General features: G+C 72.1%; 12 protein-coding genes. 5 read left to right on the plus strand and 7 right to left on the minus strand.

The features are described 5' to 3' along the window. Nucleotides 1-47: 47 nt before the first annotated feature. Both OHA73_RS18870 and OHA73_RS18875 read right to left on the minus strand, forming a co-directional pair. Nucleotides 48-2639, minus strand: a complete 2592-nt coding sequence (locus tag OHA73_RS18870; protein WP_327655607.1) for an ABC transporter permease — start codon at nt 2637-2639, stop codon at nt 48-50. After that, nucleotides 2636-3424 (minus strand): ABC transporter ATP-binding protein, encoded by a 789-nt coding sequence (locus tag OHA73_RS18875; protein ID WP_327655608.1) that lies wholly within the window; start codon nt 3422-3424, stop codon nt 2636-2638. The genes OHA73_RS18870 and OHA73_RS18875 overlap by 4 nt, the downstream gene beginning before the upstream one ends. A gap of 298 nt (nt 3425-3722) precedes the next feature. Here OHA73_RS18875 and OHA73_RS18880 point away from each other — a divergent pair, with 298 nt between their 5' ends. The 3 genes from OHA73_RS18880 (at nt 3723) to OHA73_RS18890 (ending at nt 7449) form a co-directional block, all read left to right on the plus strand. Then, nucleotides 3723-5291, plus strand: coding sequence for an MFS transporter (locus OHA73_RS18880; RefSeq protein ID WP_327655609.1), 1569 nt, complete (start codon nt 3723-3725; stop codon nt 5289-5291). A gap of 116 nt (nt 5292-5407) precedes the next feature. Beyond that, nucleotides 5408-5815, plus strand: a complete 408-nt coding sequence (locus OHA73_RS18885; protein ID WP_266711038.1) for a DUF485 domain-containing protein — start codon at nt 5408-5410, stop codon at nt 5813-5815. Next, nucleotides 5812-7449, plus strand: coding sequence for a sodium/solute symporter (locus tag OHA73_RS18890; protein ID WP_327655610.1), 1638 nt, complete (start codon nt 5812-5814; stop codon nt 7447-7449). Before OHA73_RS18885 ends, OHA73_RS18890 begins: the two co-directional genes overlap by 4 nt. A 15-nt stretch (nt 7450-7464) precedes the next feature. Here OHA73_RS18890 and def read toward each other — a convergent pair whose 3' ends face one another. From def to OHA73_RS18915, 5 genes are all read right to left on the minus strand, one after another. Continuing rightward, nucleotides 7465-8067 carry a peptide deformylase gene (def, locus tag OHA73_RS18895; RefSeq protein WP_327655611.1) on the minus strand — a complete coding sequence of 201 codons (603 nt, stop codon included), beginning with the start codon at nt 8065-8067 and terminating at the stop codon, nt 7465-7467. Between the two features lie 160 nt (nt 8068-8227). Continuing rightward, on the minus strand, nt 8228-9130 hold the full coding sequence (locus OHA73_RS18900; protein ID WP_327655612.1) for a cellulose-binding protein: 903 nt from the start codon (nt 9128-9130) through the stop codon (nt 8228-8230). A 152-nt stretch (nt 9131-9282) separates the two neighbouring features. After that, complete coding sequence (locus OHA73_RS18905) at nt 9283-10281, minus strand: LCP family protein (protein ID WP_327655613.1); 999 nt, start codon at nt 10279-10281, stop codon at nt 9283-9285. Nucleotides 10282-10349: 68 nt separating this feature from the next. Continuing rightward, the gene (locus OHA73_RS18910; RefSeq protein ID WP_327655614.1) at nt 10350-13292 is read right to left on the minus strand and encodes an SUKH-4 family immunity protein; all 2943 of its coding nucleotides are present in this window, start codon (nt 13290-13292) and stop codon (nt 10350-10352) included. A gap of 7 nt (nt 13293-13299) precedes the next feature. Then, a complete protein-coding gene (locus OHA73_RS18915; RefSeq protein WP_267070165.1) occupies nt 13300-14292 on the minus strand; it encodes an HNH endonuclease in 993 nt (330 codons plus the stop codon). A 299-nt stretch (nt 14293-14591) separates the two neighbouring features. Here OHA73_RS18915 and OHA73_RS18920 point away from each other — a divergent pair, with 299 nt between their 5' ends. Together OHA73_RS18920 and OHA73_RS18925 are read left to right on the plus strand one after the other, a co-directional pair. Continuing rightward, nucleotides 14592-15155, plus strand: a complete 564-nt coding sequence (locus OHA73_RS18920; protein ID WP_267070164.1) for a YwqJ-related putative deaminase — start codon at nt 14592-14594, stop codon at nt 15153-15155. After that, a complete protein-coding gene (locus OHA73_RS18925) occupies nt 15155-15652 on the plus strand; it encodes an SUKH-3 domain-containing protein (RefSeq protein ID WP_266711046.1) in 498 nt (165 codons plus the stop codon). The genes OHA73_RS18920 and OHA73_RS18925 overlap by 1 nt, the downstream gene beginning before the upstream one ends. Nucleotides 15653-16721 lie beyond the last annotated feature (1069 nt).

Here is a 16721-nt window from a genome sequence, read left to right on the forward strand (position 1 = left end):
CAAAGGCCCCCGCGGATGAAGCTCCGCGGGGGCAGGAGGCCGGACGGCTATTCCGTCGCGATTGCGTTCAGGACGTTCATGCGGCCTGCCCTGAAGGCCGGGATCAGGGCCGCGAAGAGGCCCACGAAGGCGGAGGCGATGAAGACCGCGATGATCGTCGGCCAGGGGATCTCCAGGACGCCGAGGCCCTCCAGGGCGAGCAGCTTCTGTGCGGTGGCGCCCCAGCCCATGCCGAGCCCGAGGCCGAGGAGTGCGCCGAAGACGGCGATGACCACCGATTCCAGGCGGATCATGCGGCGCAGCTGGCGGCGCGAGAGGCCGATGGCCCGCATCAGGCCGATCTCCCGGGTCCGCTCGACCACCGAGAGGGCCAGCGTGTTCACGACGCCGAGCACCGCCACGATGATCGCGAGCGCGAGCAGCCCGTAGATCATGTTCAGGAGCTGGCCTATCTGGTCCTTCAGCGTCTGCTTGTAGTCGGTCTGGTCCTTGACCTTGACGGTCGGGTCGGCGGCGACGGAGGCCTTGAGCGCCTTGTACGCCTGGTCGGCCTTGCCGGGCTCCGCCTTCGCGAACATCATCCCGTTCAGCGGCACCCGGTCCGCCGGCAGGTATCGCGTGGCCGTCGCGACGTTCGTGTACATCGCGCCCTTGTCGAAGACCGTGTCCTCGTCCGAGGTGATCGCCGCGACCTTGAGCCTGGCGGTCCGCCCGTGGTCGAAGGCGACGGTCATCGTGTCACCGGCCTTGATGTGGTGGCGCTCGGCGAACTCCGAGCCGACCGACATCGCGTTCTTCCCGTACGCCGCCGAGAGCTGCCCGGAGGTCATGTCGCGCCGCAGGTCCTCGGCGTAGCTCGGGCTCGCCGCGGAGATCTCCTCCTTCTCCTTGGCGCCGGAGGGGGTGGTCAGTGTCGCCTTGACGAACTTGACCTCGGTGACATGGGAGACGCTCCCGCCCTTCTGGACCTTCTTCATGGCTGCGGCGGCCTGCGGTGTGATGTCGCCGTTGCTCGGCTCGACGATGAAGTCCGCGCCGACCGACTTGTCGAGCTGGTCGGTCGCCGAGGCCACCATCGAGGAGCCGACGACGGAGAGGCAGGCGACGAGCGCGAGGCCGATCATCAGGGCCGCGCCCGTGGCGCCGGTGCGGCGCGGGTTGCGCAGCGCGTTGCGCTCGGCCATGCGGCCCACCGAGCCGAACATCCTCAGCAGCACGGCGCTGATGGCGCGGACCACGATGCCGGCGAGCAGCGGGCCGATGACGACGAAACCGATGAGCGAGGCGACGATCCCCGCGCCGAGGAACAGCGAGCCCTCGCTCGCCTTGTCGGCCTGCGCGGCGAGGTACAGCGCGTACCCGCCGCCGCCCGTGAGGACGAGGCCGATGACTGCGCGTACGGCCCCCGCCTTGACGTCGGCCGGGGTGCCCGCGTCGCGCAGCGCGGCCATCGGGGAGACCTTGCCCGCGCGGCGGGCCGGCAGATACGCGGCGAGGACGGTGACGACGATGCCGAGCAGCAGGCCGATCGCCGGGGTCGTCCACTTCACCGTGAGGTCGCCGGTGGACAGCTCCATGCCCATGGACGACATGAGCTTCATCAGGCCGACGGCCAGGCCCACGCCCGCGCCGACGCCGACCACCGAGCCGACGACGCCGAGCAGCAGCGCCTCGACCAGCACGGACCGGTTGACCTGCTTGCGCGAGGAGCCGAGGGCGCGCATCAGGCCGATCTCGCGGGTGCGCTGGGCGACCAGCATCGAGAACGTGTTGATGATCAGGAAGATGCCGACGAGGAAGGCGATGCCGGCGAAGCCGAGCAGGGCGTACTTGATGACGTCCATGAAGGAGCCGACGTCCGCGGCGTTGGCGTCCGCGGTCTCCTGCTGGGTCTGGATCTTGTACGCGCCGCCGGTGCCGAGGGCCGCGGCGACGTCCTTCTTGAGCTGCGTGTCGCTGACGCCGCTGTCCGCGGCGACGTTGATCTGGGTGAACTGCCCGGTCTTGCCGATGAGTTCACGCTGGGAGGTCGCGGTGTCGAAGTAGACGACGGCCGCGCCGGGGTTGGTCACCTTGAAGGCGGCGATGCCGGTGATCTTCGCCTTGAAGTCGCCGGTGGCGGCGATGGTGCGCAGCTCGTCGCCCAGCTTCAGGTGGTGCTTGTCCGCCGTGTCGGAGTCGACCATGACCTCGGTGGGGCCACGCGGCGAGTGCCCGGTGGTGATCTCCATGGACCGCAGGTCGTTGTGCGTCCAGTTGCCCGCGATGGTCGGGGCGCCGGTGGTGGACCCCATGTTCTTGTTGTCGGAGTTCACCACGGTCACGTTCATCGAACTGACCGCGCCCTCGGCCGACTTGATGCCCTCGGACTTCTTCACGGCCGCGAGCGCGGACGCGGGCAGCGACTCGGGCCGCCCGGTGTCGCTGCCCTCGGCCCCGGAGCCCTTGGGGCTGACGGTGACGTCGGACGCGGTGGCGCTGAAGAGCTTGTCGAAGGTCTTGTCCATCGTGTCGGTGAACACGAGCGTTCCCGTGACGAAGGCGACCGAGAGCAGCACGGCGACCGCCGAGAGAGCCATCCGGCCCTTGTGCGCGACGAAGTTGCGCAGCGAGGTCTTCATGACCGTGTTGGCACTCATGATGTGCGACCTCGGGCGTCGAAGTCCTTCATGCGGTCCAGGACGGCCTCGGCGGTCGGGCGCGCCATCTCGTCGACGATGCGGCCGTCCGCGAGGTAGAGGACGCGGTCCGCGTACGAGGCGGCCACCGGGTCGTGCGTGACCATCACGATCGTCTGGCCCAGCTCGTCGACGGAGCGGCGCAGGAAGCCGAGGACCTCGGCGCCGGCGCGCGAGTCGAGGTTTCCGGTCGGCTCGTCACCGAAGATGATCGACGGCCGGGAGGCCAACGCCCGGGCCACGGCGACCCGTTGCTGCTGTCCGCCGGAGAGCTGTGTGGGCCGGTGCTTCAGGCGGTCGGCGAGCCCCACGGTCTCGACGACCTGGCGCAGCCACGCGGCGTCCGGCTTGCGGCCCGCTATGTCCATCGGGAGCGTGATGTTCTCGACCGCGTTCAGCGTCGGCAGCAGGTTGAACGCCTGGAAGATGAAGCCGATGCGGTCCCGGCGCAGCTTGGTGAGCTTCTTGTCCTTGAGGCCGGTGATCTCGGTCTCGTCGAGGAAGATCTGCCCGGACGTGACCGTGTCCAGGCCCGCCAGGCAGTGCATCAGCGTCGACTTGCCGGAGCCCGAAGGGCCCATGATCGCGGTGAACCGGCCGCGGGCGATGTCCACGTCGACGTGGTCGAGCGCGACGACTCGGGTCTCCCCCGTCCCGTACGCCTTCACGAGCTGAAGCGCCCGCGCGGCGACGGCCGAACGCTGTCCAGTGTCCCTGTACCCGGGAATGGTTGCAGCCGTAGTCACGGTAAGTCTCCTAAGTCGGTCACGCCTCGGATGCGTGGGATCAACGCCTTGTGCGGCCAAGTCTGGTGGAGCGGGGTATCCCGGCGCGTTGTGGAAAAGCCCCGTCTTTTCCGGGGGAAAACCCCACCACCCAAACGCTACGAACCCCCCTGTGCCCGCTCGTCCTCCAGCGGGACGAACCGACCCTGGCCCCTTGTACGGAGGCTCCCTTAGGGGAGGTCCACCCCTCGGTGGACGTCTACTCAGGGGCGCCTCCACCCGCATAAGCTCCTGACGTAGATACGTGCAGGGGGAACACATGCAGGGGACCACCGACCGACGCCGCGGAGCCGTCGTCGCCGCGCTGATGCTGAGCATGGCGCTCGCCGCGCTCGACACGACCATCGTCTCGACCGCGGTGCCGCAGATCGTCGGCGACCTCGGCGGCTTCTCCGTCTTTTCCTGGCTGTTCTCGGGCTATCTGCTCGCGGTCACCGTCACCCTCCCCGTGTACGGGAAGCTGTCGGACACCTTCGGCCGCAAGCCCGTGCTGATCGCGGGCAGCGTGCTGTTCCTGGTCGGCTCGCTGCTGTGCGCGTCCGCGTGGAACATGGGCGCCCTGATCGCCTTCCGGGTGGTGCAGGGCCTGGGCGGCGGCGCGATCCAGGGCACCGTGCAGACCCTGGCGGCCGACCTCTACCCCCTGAAGGAACGCCCCAAGATCCAGGCCAAGTTGTCGACCGTGTGGGCCACTTCGTCGGTCCTCGGCCCGGCGCTCGGCGGGCTGCTCGCCTCGTTCGCGGGCTGGCGCTGGATCTTCCTGATCAACCTGCCGGTCGGCGCCGTCGCGCTCTTCCTCCTCGTACGGCACCTGCACGAACCCCGGGCGGACCGGGAGAACGCGGCGCGGCCGCGGATCGACTGGGCGGGCGCGCTCGCGGTGTTCGCGGCCGGCGGGGCGCTGCTGACCTGGCTGGTGCAGGGCGGGGTCGCATGGGCGTGGGGGTCGGCGCCCTCGATCGCCCTGCTCTGTACGGGAGTTGCGCTCATCGGCGCCGTCTTCCTGATCGAGCGGCGGGTGGCCGAGCCGATCCTGCCGGGCTGGGTGTGGCGGCGGCGCACCATCGCGGCGGTCAACCTGGCGCTCGGCGCGATGGGCCTGCTGATGGTGGCGCCGACCGCGTTCCTGCCGACGTACGCACAGTCCGTCCTCGGCCTCTCCCCCACGGCCGCCGGCTTCGTGCTCTCCGTCATGACGCTGAGCTGGCCGGTCTCGGCGGCCCTGAGCCAGCACGTGTACCGCAGGATCGGCTTCCGGGACACGGCCGCGATCGGGATGGCGGGGGCGCTGGTGCTGCTCGCCGCGTTCCCGCTGCTGCTGCCGTATCCGGGTGAGGTCTGGCAGCCCACGCTGCTCAGCCTGCTGCTCGGCGCGACCCTCGGTCTCTTCCAGCTCCCGCTCATCGTCGGCGTGCAGTCCACGGTCGGCTGGGCGGAGCGCGGCACCGCCACCGCGTCGGTCCTCTTCTACCGGCAGATCGGGCAGACGGTCGGCGCCGCCGCTTTCGGAGCGGTCGCCAACGGGGTGATCGCGGGGCGCCTCGGCTCCGGCGCCGACCTCGACGCGGTGGCGCGCGACTCGGGCGCCGACGAGGTGCGCCGGGCGATCGACGCGGCCGTCGACTCGGTGTACGTGGGCGCGGCCTGCGCCGCCGGAGTCGCCCTGCTCGTCCTCCTGACGCTGGCCCCGCGGCGCTTTCCCGTCCTGGAATCGGAGGCTCCCGATCCCGTAGCGGAGAAGAGCGGGCAGGAAAAGTCATCCGCGGCACAACTCCCCCACCAGCAACACTCACCTCACGTACAAGAAAAGTCGCCCGGCACCGACTGATCGTTCACCCAAACGCTCCCCAACTCGTCTACCTACGAGTAACGTTCCGGCTCCCCACACACTCCCTGCGGTCCGCCCAGTCCCCGGCGGACCCGAGCCACGCAAGGAGAACAGGGATGTCGTCCCAGCCGCACCCGTCGCAGCCCTATCCGTTCCAGGCGTACCCTCCTCCCCACACGCGCGCCCCCGCTCACCCCCACTCGCACCGTCTCCCGCGCCATCCGGACGCACCCAGCGGCGAACTGCGCCTGCTGCGCACCGCCTACCGCTGGCAGCGCCGCGTCGCCACCCTCACCGCCCTCGGGTACTTCACGCTGTTCCTGCTGCTCTCCGCGTTCGCACCGGGCCTCATGAACCGCTCGGCCACCGGCGGCCTCTCCACGGGACTGCTCATCGGCCTGTGCCAACTCCCGGTCACCTGCCTGGCGTTGGTCCTGTACGAGTACTCGGCGCGACGCCGCGTGGACCCGCTCGTCCACCGGATCCGCCGTCAGTGCCGCAAGGGCGGGGGCTACGCGCGATGACCACGGGCCCGGCCGTCGCCGCCGCGTCCACCGACGCCATGTCCCTGGTCGCGTTCACCGCGGTGGCGACGATCACTCTGCTGCTGTGCGTCCTGACCGGCCCCGACCGCGACGGCCTCGAGGAGTTCTACACGGGCTTCGGCCGCCTCGGCCCGATCCGCAACGGCCTGGCCATCGCGGGCGACTACATCTCCGCGGCCACGGTCCTCGGCACCGGCGGCATCATCGCGCTGCTCGGCTACGACGGCGTGGTGCTCGCCCTGAGCACCGCGCTCTCCCTGATGCTGCTGATGTTCCTGCTGGCCGAACCGCTGCGCAACGCGGGCCGGTTCACGATGGGCGACACGCTGGCGCGGCGAATGCCGGGCCGCTCAGTGCGGATGGCGGCCTGCGTGGCCACGATCGCGGCCCTGATGCCCATCATGCTGGTCCAACTGGCGGGCGCGGGCGACCTGTTGGCGTTCCTGCTCGGCTTCACCAACGAGACCTTCAAAACGGCCGGCGTGATCGCGCTCGGCGCACTCATGATCAGCTACGCGGTGATCGGCGGCATGAAGGGCACCGCCGTCATTCAGATCTTCAAGATCGTGATGCTGCTCGGCTCGGGCCTGGTGATCGCCCTGCTCGTCCTGCGCCGCTTCGACTGGGACCCCGGAACCCTGCTCGCCGCCGCCGCCCGCGGCAGCGGCGCGGGCAACGCCTATCTGAGCTCGGGCCTCCAGTTCACGCACGGCCCCGCACCCCGCCTCGACATGATCACTTCGGAGCTGACGGTGGTCGTCGGCGGGGCCGCGCTGCCCCACGTCACGATGCGCATGTACACGGCCCGGCACGCGCGCGAGGTGCGCCGCTCGATGACCTGGGCGGTGTCCGCGGTCGGCCTGTTCGTCCTGATCATCTCCGTGGTCGCCTTCGGCGCGACGGCGATGCTCGGCAGCCAGGCGATCACGCAGGCCGACCGGCAGGGCAACACGGCCTATCTGCTCGGGGCGCGGGCCGTCTTCGGCGCGACGACGAGCACGGGCGAGTCCCTGCTGTTCACCACCGTCACCACGGCACTGTTCCTGACACTGCTCGCCTCGGTCGCGGGCATGATCCTGGCCTGCGCGAACTCCCTCGCGCACGACGTGATCGCCTACAGCAAGCGGGGATTGACGGACCGTTCGGAACTGACCATCGCCCGGATGTCCGCCCTCGGCGTCGGCGCCTTCGCGATCGCCCTTGCCTGCGCGTTCCAGCACCGCAATCTGCAACCGCTGATCACGCTCTCGTTCTGCCTGGGCGCCTCCGCCCTCGCACCGGCCCTCGTCTACAGCCTCTTCTGGCGCCGCTACACGCGCGCGGGTCTGCTGTGGACACTGCTCGGCGGCACGGCGGCCTGCGTCGTCCTGATGACCGGCACCAACCTGGTGTCGGGCTCGCCGACCTCGGCGTTCCCCGGCATGGACTTCAACTGGTTCCCGTTCACGACGACGGGCGTCGTGTCCATCCCGCTGGGCTTCCTGTTCGGCTGGCTCGGCACGGTCCTCACGGACCGGCGCAGGGCCGACACGCAGCGGCAGCAGTACGAGGCCGTGGAGGCGTGGATCCTGGCGGGCTCGGCGACGGCGCCGAGCGAGAGTACGCGGCGCTGAGAGCGCCCCCGGGCGCTACTTCCCGAGCCGCTCCGCCAACTCGGCGCGGCGCGTGAGTACGCCGTCCTTCAGCTCCTCCATCTCCCGCAGCGCGTCCCGGCGTTCGCGCTTGGCGAGGCGGTCGATGTAGAGGCGGCCGTACAGGTGGTCCGTCTCGTGCTGGAGGCAGCGGGCGAAGTAGCCGCGGCCCTCGACGACGACCGGGTTGCCGTCCTTGTCCTGGCCGCGCACGACGGTGTGGTCGGCGCGCGCCACCGCCTTGTAGGGGCCCGGCACGGAGAGGCAGCCCTCCATGTCGTCGACGAGCCTGCGCTCCGCCGGCGGCTGCTCGTCGAGCACGGGGTTGCAGATGTGGCCGGTGTGCCGGACACCCCAGTCGTCCTCCATGTCGTAGACGAAGAGCTGGAGGTCCACGTCGACCTGGTTGGCGGCGATGGCCGCGCCGTGCGCGACGTGGTTCGTGGCGAACATGTCGTCGATCAGGCGGTCGAGTTCGGGCGTGCCGAAGAGGGTGTCGGTGACGGGTTCGCAGCGGCGGCGCAGTACGTCCTCGCCCACGATCGTGATGCGCCGGACCGCACCGCGCTCCACCTCCGGTGGCAGCTGGCCATCACCCATGTCGACTCAACCTTTCGCATCCGCGCACCACTTGACGACCGCCCACCTTAGCGAGGCACTCGTCCGCCCTCACGCCACGGGGCTCCGCCCCGAACCCCGCGCCTCAAACGCCGGCGGGGCTTGAAATGCCGGAGCCCCGTGGCGTGGGAGCGGGTGGGTGTCACTCGGCCTCGGCGGACGCCTTGCCCGTAAGCGTGGCCAGGGAAGCGCGGACGTGTTCCATGTGGGACCGCATCTCCTCGCGCTCCCCCTCGTGGCCCTCGAGGATCGACTCCGTCTCCCGCTCGATCCGCTCCGCACGCGCACGCGCTTGCGCCAGCAGCTCCGCCGCCGCGGCCTCCGCGTCCTCCTGGCCGTGCCGCGCCTCCTCCTCGGTCTCACCGAGCACCCGCTTCGCCTCCGAAAGGCGTTCCTCGGCCTCGGCGACGGCGCCCGCCTCCCACGCCTCGGACGCGGCCACCTGCTCGGCCGCCTCCCGGTCCGTCTCCTCGATCCGCTCGGCGTGCTCCTTGGCCTGGTCGGCGAGGTGCGCGTCCGTGCGCTCACGCATCTCGCGCAGCGCCGCGAGCGCCTCGCCCCGCATCTCCTTCACGTCGCGCCGCGCGGACACCCGGATGTCGTCGGCCTCGGCCTGCCCGGCCGCGATACGCCGCTGCGCGTACTCCTCCGCCTTGCCGCGCACCTCGTCGGAGTGCGCCTGCGCGTCGTCACGCGCCTCGTCCGCCGCCGCGCGTGCGGCATCGGCCTCGGCCTGCGCGTCGGCCAGCGCGGCGCCGCGCACGGCGGTGTCCTCCTCCTCGGCCAGCTCCAGGAGGTACTGGGCCCGCTTGCCGAGCGTTTCGTACGTCTGCGGGGCGAGGTTCGCGACGGCCTCACGCAGCCGCTCGGCCTCCTCCTCCATCTCCTTGGCGAGGACGGTCAGGCGCGCGGCCCGCTCCCAGGCCTCGTCCCGTTCCCCGGAGAGCTTGGCGGCGGCGGCCTCCACCTGCTCGGGCCGATACCCCCGACCCCGTACGCCGACGAAGCCGTACTGCGACGACTCCGCTCCACCCGCACCGCTCATCTGGATCCCCTCTCCGGCAAGGCACCGACCGGCACCGGCAAGCCCGATCTACGACATTTTGCGCGATTGGCGCACATCTTGATGGAACAACCCGAGGCGGCCACATTCCGACACACGTGACGCCCAGGTCGACCCACTCGGTCCAGGATGCGTCAATTGCCGTCGAAAGTCGGAATCGCCTTGTCCTCGCGCAGTGCGGTGAAGAGCTGATCGGCCTCGCTCTCGTTCCACATCACCACGTCCCCGACCCCCGAAACATCGGGCTCACTGCCCACAGGAACGGTCGTCGTCGAGGCCGGATCGGACATCTTCACGCCCATGTTCGCCAGCGCGCCGACCCCGGTGTCCTTGTCGACGGTCAGCGCGTCGAGCGAGGCGCTCATGAACGGGATGAGCCTCCACGGCGGGACCAGCACCCGCAGGCTGAGCGCCTTGTGGGCGATCGCGTCCACCAGCTGCTGCTGCCGCTTGACCCGGCCCAGGTCGCCGGTCGGGTCGGAGTAGCGGGCACGCGCGTACTGCAGGGCCTGCGTGCCGTTCATCGTCTGGCAGCCCGCGTCGAAGTCGGCGCCCGACTTCTCGTCGTGCAGGCCGCCGTCGGCCACACAGATCTCGACCCCGCCGAGCGAGTCGACGACGTCGACGAGCCCCAGGAAGCTGACCTCCGCGTAGTGGTCCATGCGCAGCCCCGTCGACTGCTCCACGGTCTGCGTGAGCAGCTTCGCGCCGCCCACCGAGTACGCGTAGTTGATCTTGTTCTGGCCGTACCCCGGGATCGGGACGTACGAGTCGCGCGGGATCGAGACGAGATACGGGCCGTTGTCCCCGTAGTGCAGCACCATGATCGTGTCGGTGCGATTCCCCTCGTCGTTGCCGACGTGCAGGTCCTTGCGCTGTTCGGGCGTCAGGTTCTCCCGCGAGTCCGAACCGACCAGCAGCCAGTTCGTGCCCGCGCCCGGGGCCGGACGGCCGTCGTAGTCACTGAACGCGTCCGTCGTCTGCAACCGCGAACCCGCCCAGAAATACAGGCCGATGCCGTACGCGGCGAGCACCACGAGGACGACGAGCAGGGTCAGCCCGACCCGCCGGGGCCAGCGCCGCCGCGGCCGCGTCGCCCGCACCGTCGTCGGCTCACTCCACTCAGCTGCCATGTGCGCATGATCGGGGCGCCCGGCCCGTCGCGCAGGTCGAGCGCCCCGTCACCGCCGTACGCGGCCGCCTACAGCAGCCCGTCCCACATCTGCTCCAGCAGCACCGACCACCAGGTCTCGGGCGAGCCGAGCGCCGCGGAGTCGATCGCGCTCAGCTCCGCCTGGAAGTCGACGGTCCAGCGGCCCGCCTGCTCCTGGTTGAGCCCGAAGCGCAGCCGCCACATCCGGCCCAGCAGGGCGATGGAGCGGGCGAACTCCGGCAGCCCGCTGTTCACGAACTGCGGCGGGGCCGGGGCGCCGTCGGGCCCCGCCTCCACCGGCACGGCCACGATGTTCGCCGTCCCGTACTGCACGCACAGCGCCTTGCCGAAGTCGCTGCCCATCACGAGGTACGAGCCCGCGTCCGACGCCGCCTGCACGCCACGCTCCTGCGCCAGCTCGGCGAGCGTCGGCACGGGGCGGCCCGGCTGGGCCTGCGCCCAGAAGAACGGCCCGAAGTCGGACGGAAGACCCGCGACGACGAGCGTGTGCGCCACGGTGTCAGGGACGCCCTGCCGCGACACGGCCCGCTGGTCGAACCGGAACACACCGGGGCCGAACGCCGCCGCCAGCTCCTGCGCGATCGCCTCCGGCGGGACCGGGGGCGCGGGGTGCGCGGGGTGCAGCGGGGCGCGCACCGGTGCCGGGCGCGCCGGGCCGTCGGCGACCTGGTGCAGCTCGCCCTGGTGCGCGAGGAGCTGCTGCATGCCCTGCTGACGGCTCGCGTGATCGGTGCCGTACGGCGCGATCGACGTGATCCGCGCCTGCGGCCACTGCTCCTGGATCATGCGCGAGCAGTACGCGCCGGGCAGCGAGCAGGACTCGAGCTCCGTGTGGAGTTCGAGAACCTGGTCCGGCGGCACGCTCATGCCGCGCAGCTCGTGGAAGATCTGCCACTCCGGGTGCGGTGTCCCCGGCGCGGACCGCCGGATGAGCTGCTGCTCGGACCCGTCGGGCGCGCGGTACCGCAGCACGGCCTGATAGCCGGGCCCCACGGTCGGCTGCCCCGCCGGCTGGGCGGGCTGCTGACGCTGCTGCGGCTGCGGATACCCGTACGCCGCCGGGGGCGCGCCCGGAATCTGCTGACCGGGAGCGGGCGGGGGCATGGGGCCGGGGCCGGGGCCCTGCGGGGCGGGGCCCGAGAGCATCGTGGCGGCGTGGTGCACGCCCTCGCCGGGAGCACCGGGAGCGCCGGGGGGCGGGGGCGGAGTCGACGGGTCGGGGCCCTGCGGGCCGGGGCCCGAGAGCATCGTCGCCGCGTGGTGCACGCCGTCGCCGGGAGCACCAGGAGCACCAGGGGCGCCGGGGGGCGGAGGCGGGGCCTGCCCCGCGGGGCCGCCGGGAGGCGGACCCGAGAGCATCGTCGCGGCATGATGCACGCCCTCGCCGGGAGCACCGGGAGGCGGGGGCGGGCCGGGCTCTCCGGGCGTCTGCGGCGGCCCGTCCGGGCCGGGCGGCGGCGGCATCATCTGCGTAGGGACGTAGCCACCCGCCGGGGCACCGGGCGGTCCCGGCGGCGGCGGAGTCTGCGCGCCGCCACCCCGCGGGGGCTCGGCCTTGCTGGTCGCGGCGTTCGCGATGTCACCGGCACCGGGCGGCAGCGGCCGACCGCCGGCGTCGCGGGCCCCGGGACCGTCCTGCGGGTAACCGTACGAAGCCCCCGGAGGCGGCGGCCCGGGAACCGCGGTCCCCGGAGCGGGCGGCGGGAACGAGGCCCCGGCCGCGCCCTGCGGATAGCCATAGGAATCGGCCCGCTCGGCGGAAGCGGGAGCTACGGGCGGCACCGACGGAGGCTGCCCACCCGCGTCGGGCGCACCCTGCGGGAAGCCGTACGAGGCCGTGGGAGCGGGCGGAGCCGACGGAGGCTGGGAGCCCGCATCAGGCGCGGCCTGCGGGAAACCGTACGAGGGAGCCTGAGCAGGCGGAGCCGCCGGAGGCTGGGAGCCCGTGTCAGACGCCGCCGGCGGGAAACCGTACGAAGGGGCCGGAGCAGGCGGAGCCGAGGGGGGCTGCGCACCCGCGTCGGACGCAGCCGGCGGGAAACCGTACGAAGAAGCGGGCGGAGCCGACAGAGGCTGGGAGCCCGTGTCGGACGCGGCCGGCGGGAAGCCGTACGAGGGAGCCTGAGCAGGCGGAGCCGAGGGGGGCTGCACACCCGCGTCGGACGCAGCCGGCGGGAAACCGTACGAGGGAGCCGACGGGGGGTGCGCACCAGCATCAGGCGCGGCCTGCTGGTTGGCGTACGTCACAGGGACGTCCGACGGAGGCGGCGGAGGGGGCGGCGGGATGGGGCCCACGATGCGGGCCGTCTGCGCCTCAGGCGCGACACCGGGCGGCGGCGCGTCCTCGGCGAGCGGCGGCGAGAACACCGTGTCGGGCAGCGGAACCGAACGGTCCTCCTCGTCGCCCATCCCGTTCGTGTCCGTACCGGCCCACGGCGTCGCATCGGCCGGGACCGGGACCGGGGGCACGGCGTCCTGCGGCTCGGCGTCGTCCCGCGCAGGAATCGCATCCGCGGGCGTCGCGTCGGCCGGAGCCGAAGCCGCGGCCTTCGCCAGGCCCGGCGCAGCCGAAGCCACCGGCTCGGCCGGCGCGTCCGAACGCCGGTCCGCCTCCTCCTGCAACCACTCCGGAGGAGTCAGCAGGAACGACGTCTGGTTCAGGTCCACCCGCTCCGGCGACCGCGGAGCCGACGGCTCGGCCGGCGCATCCGGCAGCCCGTACTCCTCCTCGTACCGCCGGATCACCTCACCCACCGGCAGCGAGGGCCACAGCGAGGCGTCCCCACTGTCCCGCGCGATCACCAGGCGCTGGCGCCCGCCGTCGGACACCGGACCGGCCTCCCGGTCCTCCGCCCACACGACGAAGCCCAGCTCGAACTCCCGCACCCGCACCTCACGGTGCTGATACGCGGGCATCTCCCCGTTGATCCATTCCTCGGCGCGCTCCTGCGCCTGCGCGAACGTCACCATCGCAAGCTCACTCCCCACCGGCGACCGGAACGGCACGCGCGAAGCCGCCGTCCACCATCAGATTCGCCACCGTCTCCAACTCCGGCGGACTGCCCGCGAGTCGGGACAGAAAACCGTCGAAGTCCGCACCGCAGGGCAGCAGCAGCCGCTCCACCCGCTCGGCCACCGGCAGCACCGCCGTCTCGCCGCTGTCCCGCGCGTCGTCGTACGCGCAGAACCACACGGAGCCGACCGCGTCGCCCCGCACCTGCACGGCGAGCAATCCGCCCTGCACGAACGCGACACCCAGATAGTCCTTCGTCAGGTGATCGCGCAGACACTTGTTGACATACACCAGGTCGTTCACGGCCGCCTCGTCGCGCACCGTGAAGAACGGCTGGTCGACCAGGAGGCCCAACTCGGCGTCCAGGCCCGTCCCGACGGGCGCGCAACCGCCGCCCGCCTTCAGGAACGAGCGGTACGCGCCCGGCAGCCGGTACCCCAAGTCCTCTTCGGCGGAGAGGACTTGGCTCTCCGAGACCGCGACCCCGGACTTCGGGAGACCGAAGTGCACGGGCCGCGTGTCCTGCAACGGCCGCGTGCCACGCTTGTGCTGGTCCACCGGCGCCGTCGCCAGACCACCGTGGTGTCGAAGGAGCGCCTTCACCTCGACCGGAACGAGTTCGAGGCGCCGCGAGCCGCGCGCGTGGTGCCACGTCCAGCCGTGCGGCGTCGCCACCGGCGGGATCATGTCCCACAGTTCGTGCCCGGACGCGGCGAGCGCCGCGTTCGCCGACACGTAGTCCGTCAGCCGCAACTCGTCGACACCGAAGCCCTGCGGCGGATCCGCGATCTCCGCAACGGCACGGGCATACGGGGAGAAATCCGGGAAACCGTCATCATCCACGCGAACTCCGCGCGGATGACGGGCAGCGCGGACCGGGTCCGGGAAGTGCACGACCTGCCCGGCATAAGCCGCGTTCGGCGGCGCGGCCTGCTGCCCGAGCCGACCTGTCGTCATGGCTGTTGCCCCCTGCGGCGCTGGTGACGGTTGCGGATCTGTCCCGGTGCTGTCCCGGGTCTGTTCCGGACCTGCTCCTGATCCGTACGAATCAAACGACAGCCTATGCGGTTGTGCGACACCGGTCACCGGGCCTCCGGTTCCATGACCAGCAGTCACCTGAGCATCACCACCACGTGACGATCGGGCGTGACAGGGCCGAGATCGGGGTCCGGCTTCCGCACCCGCGGGCCCGTTTGGCAGTCTGTGCAGGCAACCAGGGGGATTGCAGTGGGGAACTGCAGGAGGGGAAACAACAGATGCGCAGCGGTACCGCAGAGGAAACTGCACCCGCGGACGAGCAGCCCGGCGACGACCCGCGCGTCGGCTGGAGCGCCACCGACGCCGGCGCCGTACCCACCCTTGGCGTGCGCCGGGACGGCATACTCCCCACCGTCGCCGCCGCCCTCTCCGTCCGCGGCACCACCCTCACCGCGACGGCGGCCCGCGGCGAAAAGGCCCCGGCCCTGCACCCGTTGGTCCAGGACTTCCTGGATACGTTGACCAGCGCGCAGCGCGACCGCTTCACCGGGCGCTGCGCCGAGGCCATCCTCGTCTCCCGGCACCTCACGGCGAGCGACACCGAGCGCGCGGAGAAGTCGAAGCGGGCCCGCCGCAGGCCCATGACCGTCGGAGAGGCCCGCAAGGCCCTCAAGCAGTCCAAGCTCACCACCCGGCGCATCCGCGAGGACGGGGACCCGCTGCACGGCGGCTTCGCCCGACCCTGCCGCGCCTGTACGGCGCTGACGGCCCACTTCGGCGTCCACGTAGTGGCCCCCGAAACGGACAACACCCCGCACGACGACAACGAGGCCGCGCACTGATGCCCCACCCCACCTCCCAGGACGCCCGCTTCTCCGACCTGGTCGACGCCACGTTGCGGGTCGCCGGATGGCAGCCGGGCCGCTGGGACATCAAGCAGGCGGAGTTCTGGGCGGACGCGCTGCGTACGCACGTCTCCCCCGCCGGCCACCGCCACTCGGTCTTCCCCGCGGCGGTCGAGGCCTGGGCGGAATTCGGCGGCCTCCACCTCACACCCACGGGTCCCGGCCGCCACATCGCCCCCGCCCAGCCGCACCTGGACCCCCTGCACGGCCTCCACGCGGCCCGCACCCTCGGCGACCTCGGCCGCGCCCTCGACACGGAACTCGCGCCGCTGGGGGCGGAGTCGGGCACGGAGGCGTTGCTGGCGATCGACACGGAGGGCCGCATCTTCGCCCTCGACCACAGCGGCGACTGGTACCTGGGCCCCGACATAGACGAGGCCCTCTCGACCCTGATCACGGGCCTCCAGCCTCCACGCCTGTCGCCTCCGGGGTGACTGGGCCTGCCCGCCGACCCCTTGCCGGGGTGACCGGGCCTGGCCGCCGGCCCTCGCAGGGTGACCGGGCCTGGTTGCCTACCTCCGCCGGGGTATTCGAGCCTGGCCGCCGACCCCCTCCGGGTACCGGGCCTGCCCGCCAACCTCCTCCGGGGCGACCGGGCCTGGTTGCCTACCCCCGCAGGGGTAACCGGACCTGCCCGCCGACCCCCGCCGGGATAACCGGGCCTGCCCGCCCGCGGCGTGACGCTCTCGGGCGGCGACGCGCCCTCGGGCACCAACGGTCCGCCGGGCAACGTGGCACACACGCCCGTAGCCACGCCCCGCCCATCTTCCACCCGCCCGCCCCCTCCGGGGGCTCCGGCCCAGAGGGGTGCGACCCAGAGGCTGCGGCCCAGAGGGCTCCGGCACCCCCCGGCTGGCGACCGGTACCGCGCAACGCGGGCGTGGGGCCCAAGTCCCGGCTCCGCACAACCCCTGGCGCAGCGCACCGTTCACGGCAGACGCCGGGCACGGCCACGGCCGACCCAGCCTGATCCGTCTCTCCCCCGCTCGTCTCCCACCGCCCGCCCCCTCCGGGGGCTCCGGCCCAGAGGGGCGAGGCACCCAGCCATTGCGGTCGTCCGACCGCCACCCCACCTCGGACACCTGCCGCCGCCCGCAGCTCCCCACCATTGGCAGTCGGCCGACCGCCGCCTTGGCCGATCTGCCTTCCCCAAGCTCTACGACAAGCTCCGGTCCGAGCAGGGGCGACAGGGTGGGCAAAGCGCCCCCGGCGCAGCACAAGGTTCGCGGCAAGCGCGGCCCACAGCCCGGCGAAAAGCCCCGGCGCCGCGCAACCATCACGCCGGGCGCCAGGCCGAAGCCCCCGGAGGGGGCGGGCGGTGGGAGCTGAGCGGGCACCGGCACAGCCGGACAGGGACCGGCGTCGCGCAACCATCACGCCAGGCACCAACTCTGGCACCGCTCACAAGCCCTGGTGCCGCGCAACGATCACGGCGGGCGCTACCCCCGGCCCGGGTCAAAACCCCGGCACCGCGCAACCAGCACGCCAGGCGCCAACTCCGGC

This window comes from Streptomyces sp. NBC_00483 (genome assembly GCF_036013745.1).
Classification (GTDB): Bacteria; Actinomycetota; Actinomycetes; order Streptomycetales; family Streptomycetaceae; genus Streptomyces.

Excerpts from the sequence above, each read along its gene's own strand:
- OHA73_RS18880 (WP_327655609.1), top strand. The coding sequence starts at position 3,723 with ATGCAGGGGACCACCGACCGACGCCGCGGAGCCGTCGTCGCCGCGCTG.
- OHA73_RS18885 (WP_266711038.1), top strand. The coding sequence starts at position 5,408 with ATGTCGTCCCAGCCGCACCCGTCGCAGCCCTATCCGTTCCAGGCGTAC.
- OHA73_RS18870 (WP_327655607.1), bottom strand. The coding sequence starts at position 2,639 with ATGAGTGCCAACACGGTCATGAAGACCTCGCTGCGCAACTTCGTCGCG.
- OHA73_RS18915 (WP_267070165.1), bottom strand. The coding sequence starts at position 14,292 with ATGACGACAGGTCGGCTCGGGCAGCAGGCCGCGCCGCCGAACGCGGCT.
- OHA73_RS18900 (WP_327655612.1), bottom strand. The coding sequence starts at position 9,130 with ATGAGCGGTGCGGGTGGAGCGGAGTCGTCGCAGTACGGCTTCGTCGGC.
- OHA73_RS18890 (WP_327655610.1), top strand. The coding sequence starts at position 5,812 with ATGACCACGGGCCCGGCCGTCGCCGCCGCGTCCACCGACGCCATGTCC.
- OHA73_RS18920 (WP_267070164.1), top strand. The coding sequence starts at position 14,592 with ATGCGCAGCGGTACCGCAGAGGAAACTGCACCCGCGGACGAGCAGCCC.
- OHA73_RS18910 (WP_327655614.1), bottom strand. The coding sequence starts at position 13,292 with ATGGTGACGTTCGCGCAGGCGCAGGAGCGCGCCGAGGAATGGATCAAC.
- OHA73_RS18925 (WP_266711046.1), top strand. The coding sequence starts at position 15,155 with ATGCCCCACCCCACCTCCCAGGACGCCCGCTTCTCCGACCTGGTCGAC.
- def (WP_327655611.1), bottom strand. The coding sequence starts at position 8,067 with ATGGGTGATGGCCAGCTGCCACCGGAGGTGGAGCGCGGTGCGGTCCGG.
- OHA73_RS18905 (WP_327655613.1), bottom strand. The coding sequence starts at position 10,281 with ATGGCAGCTGAGTGGAGTGAGCCGACGACGGTGCGGGCGACGCGGCCG.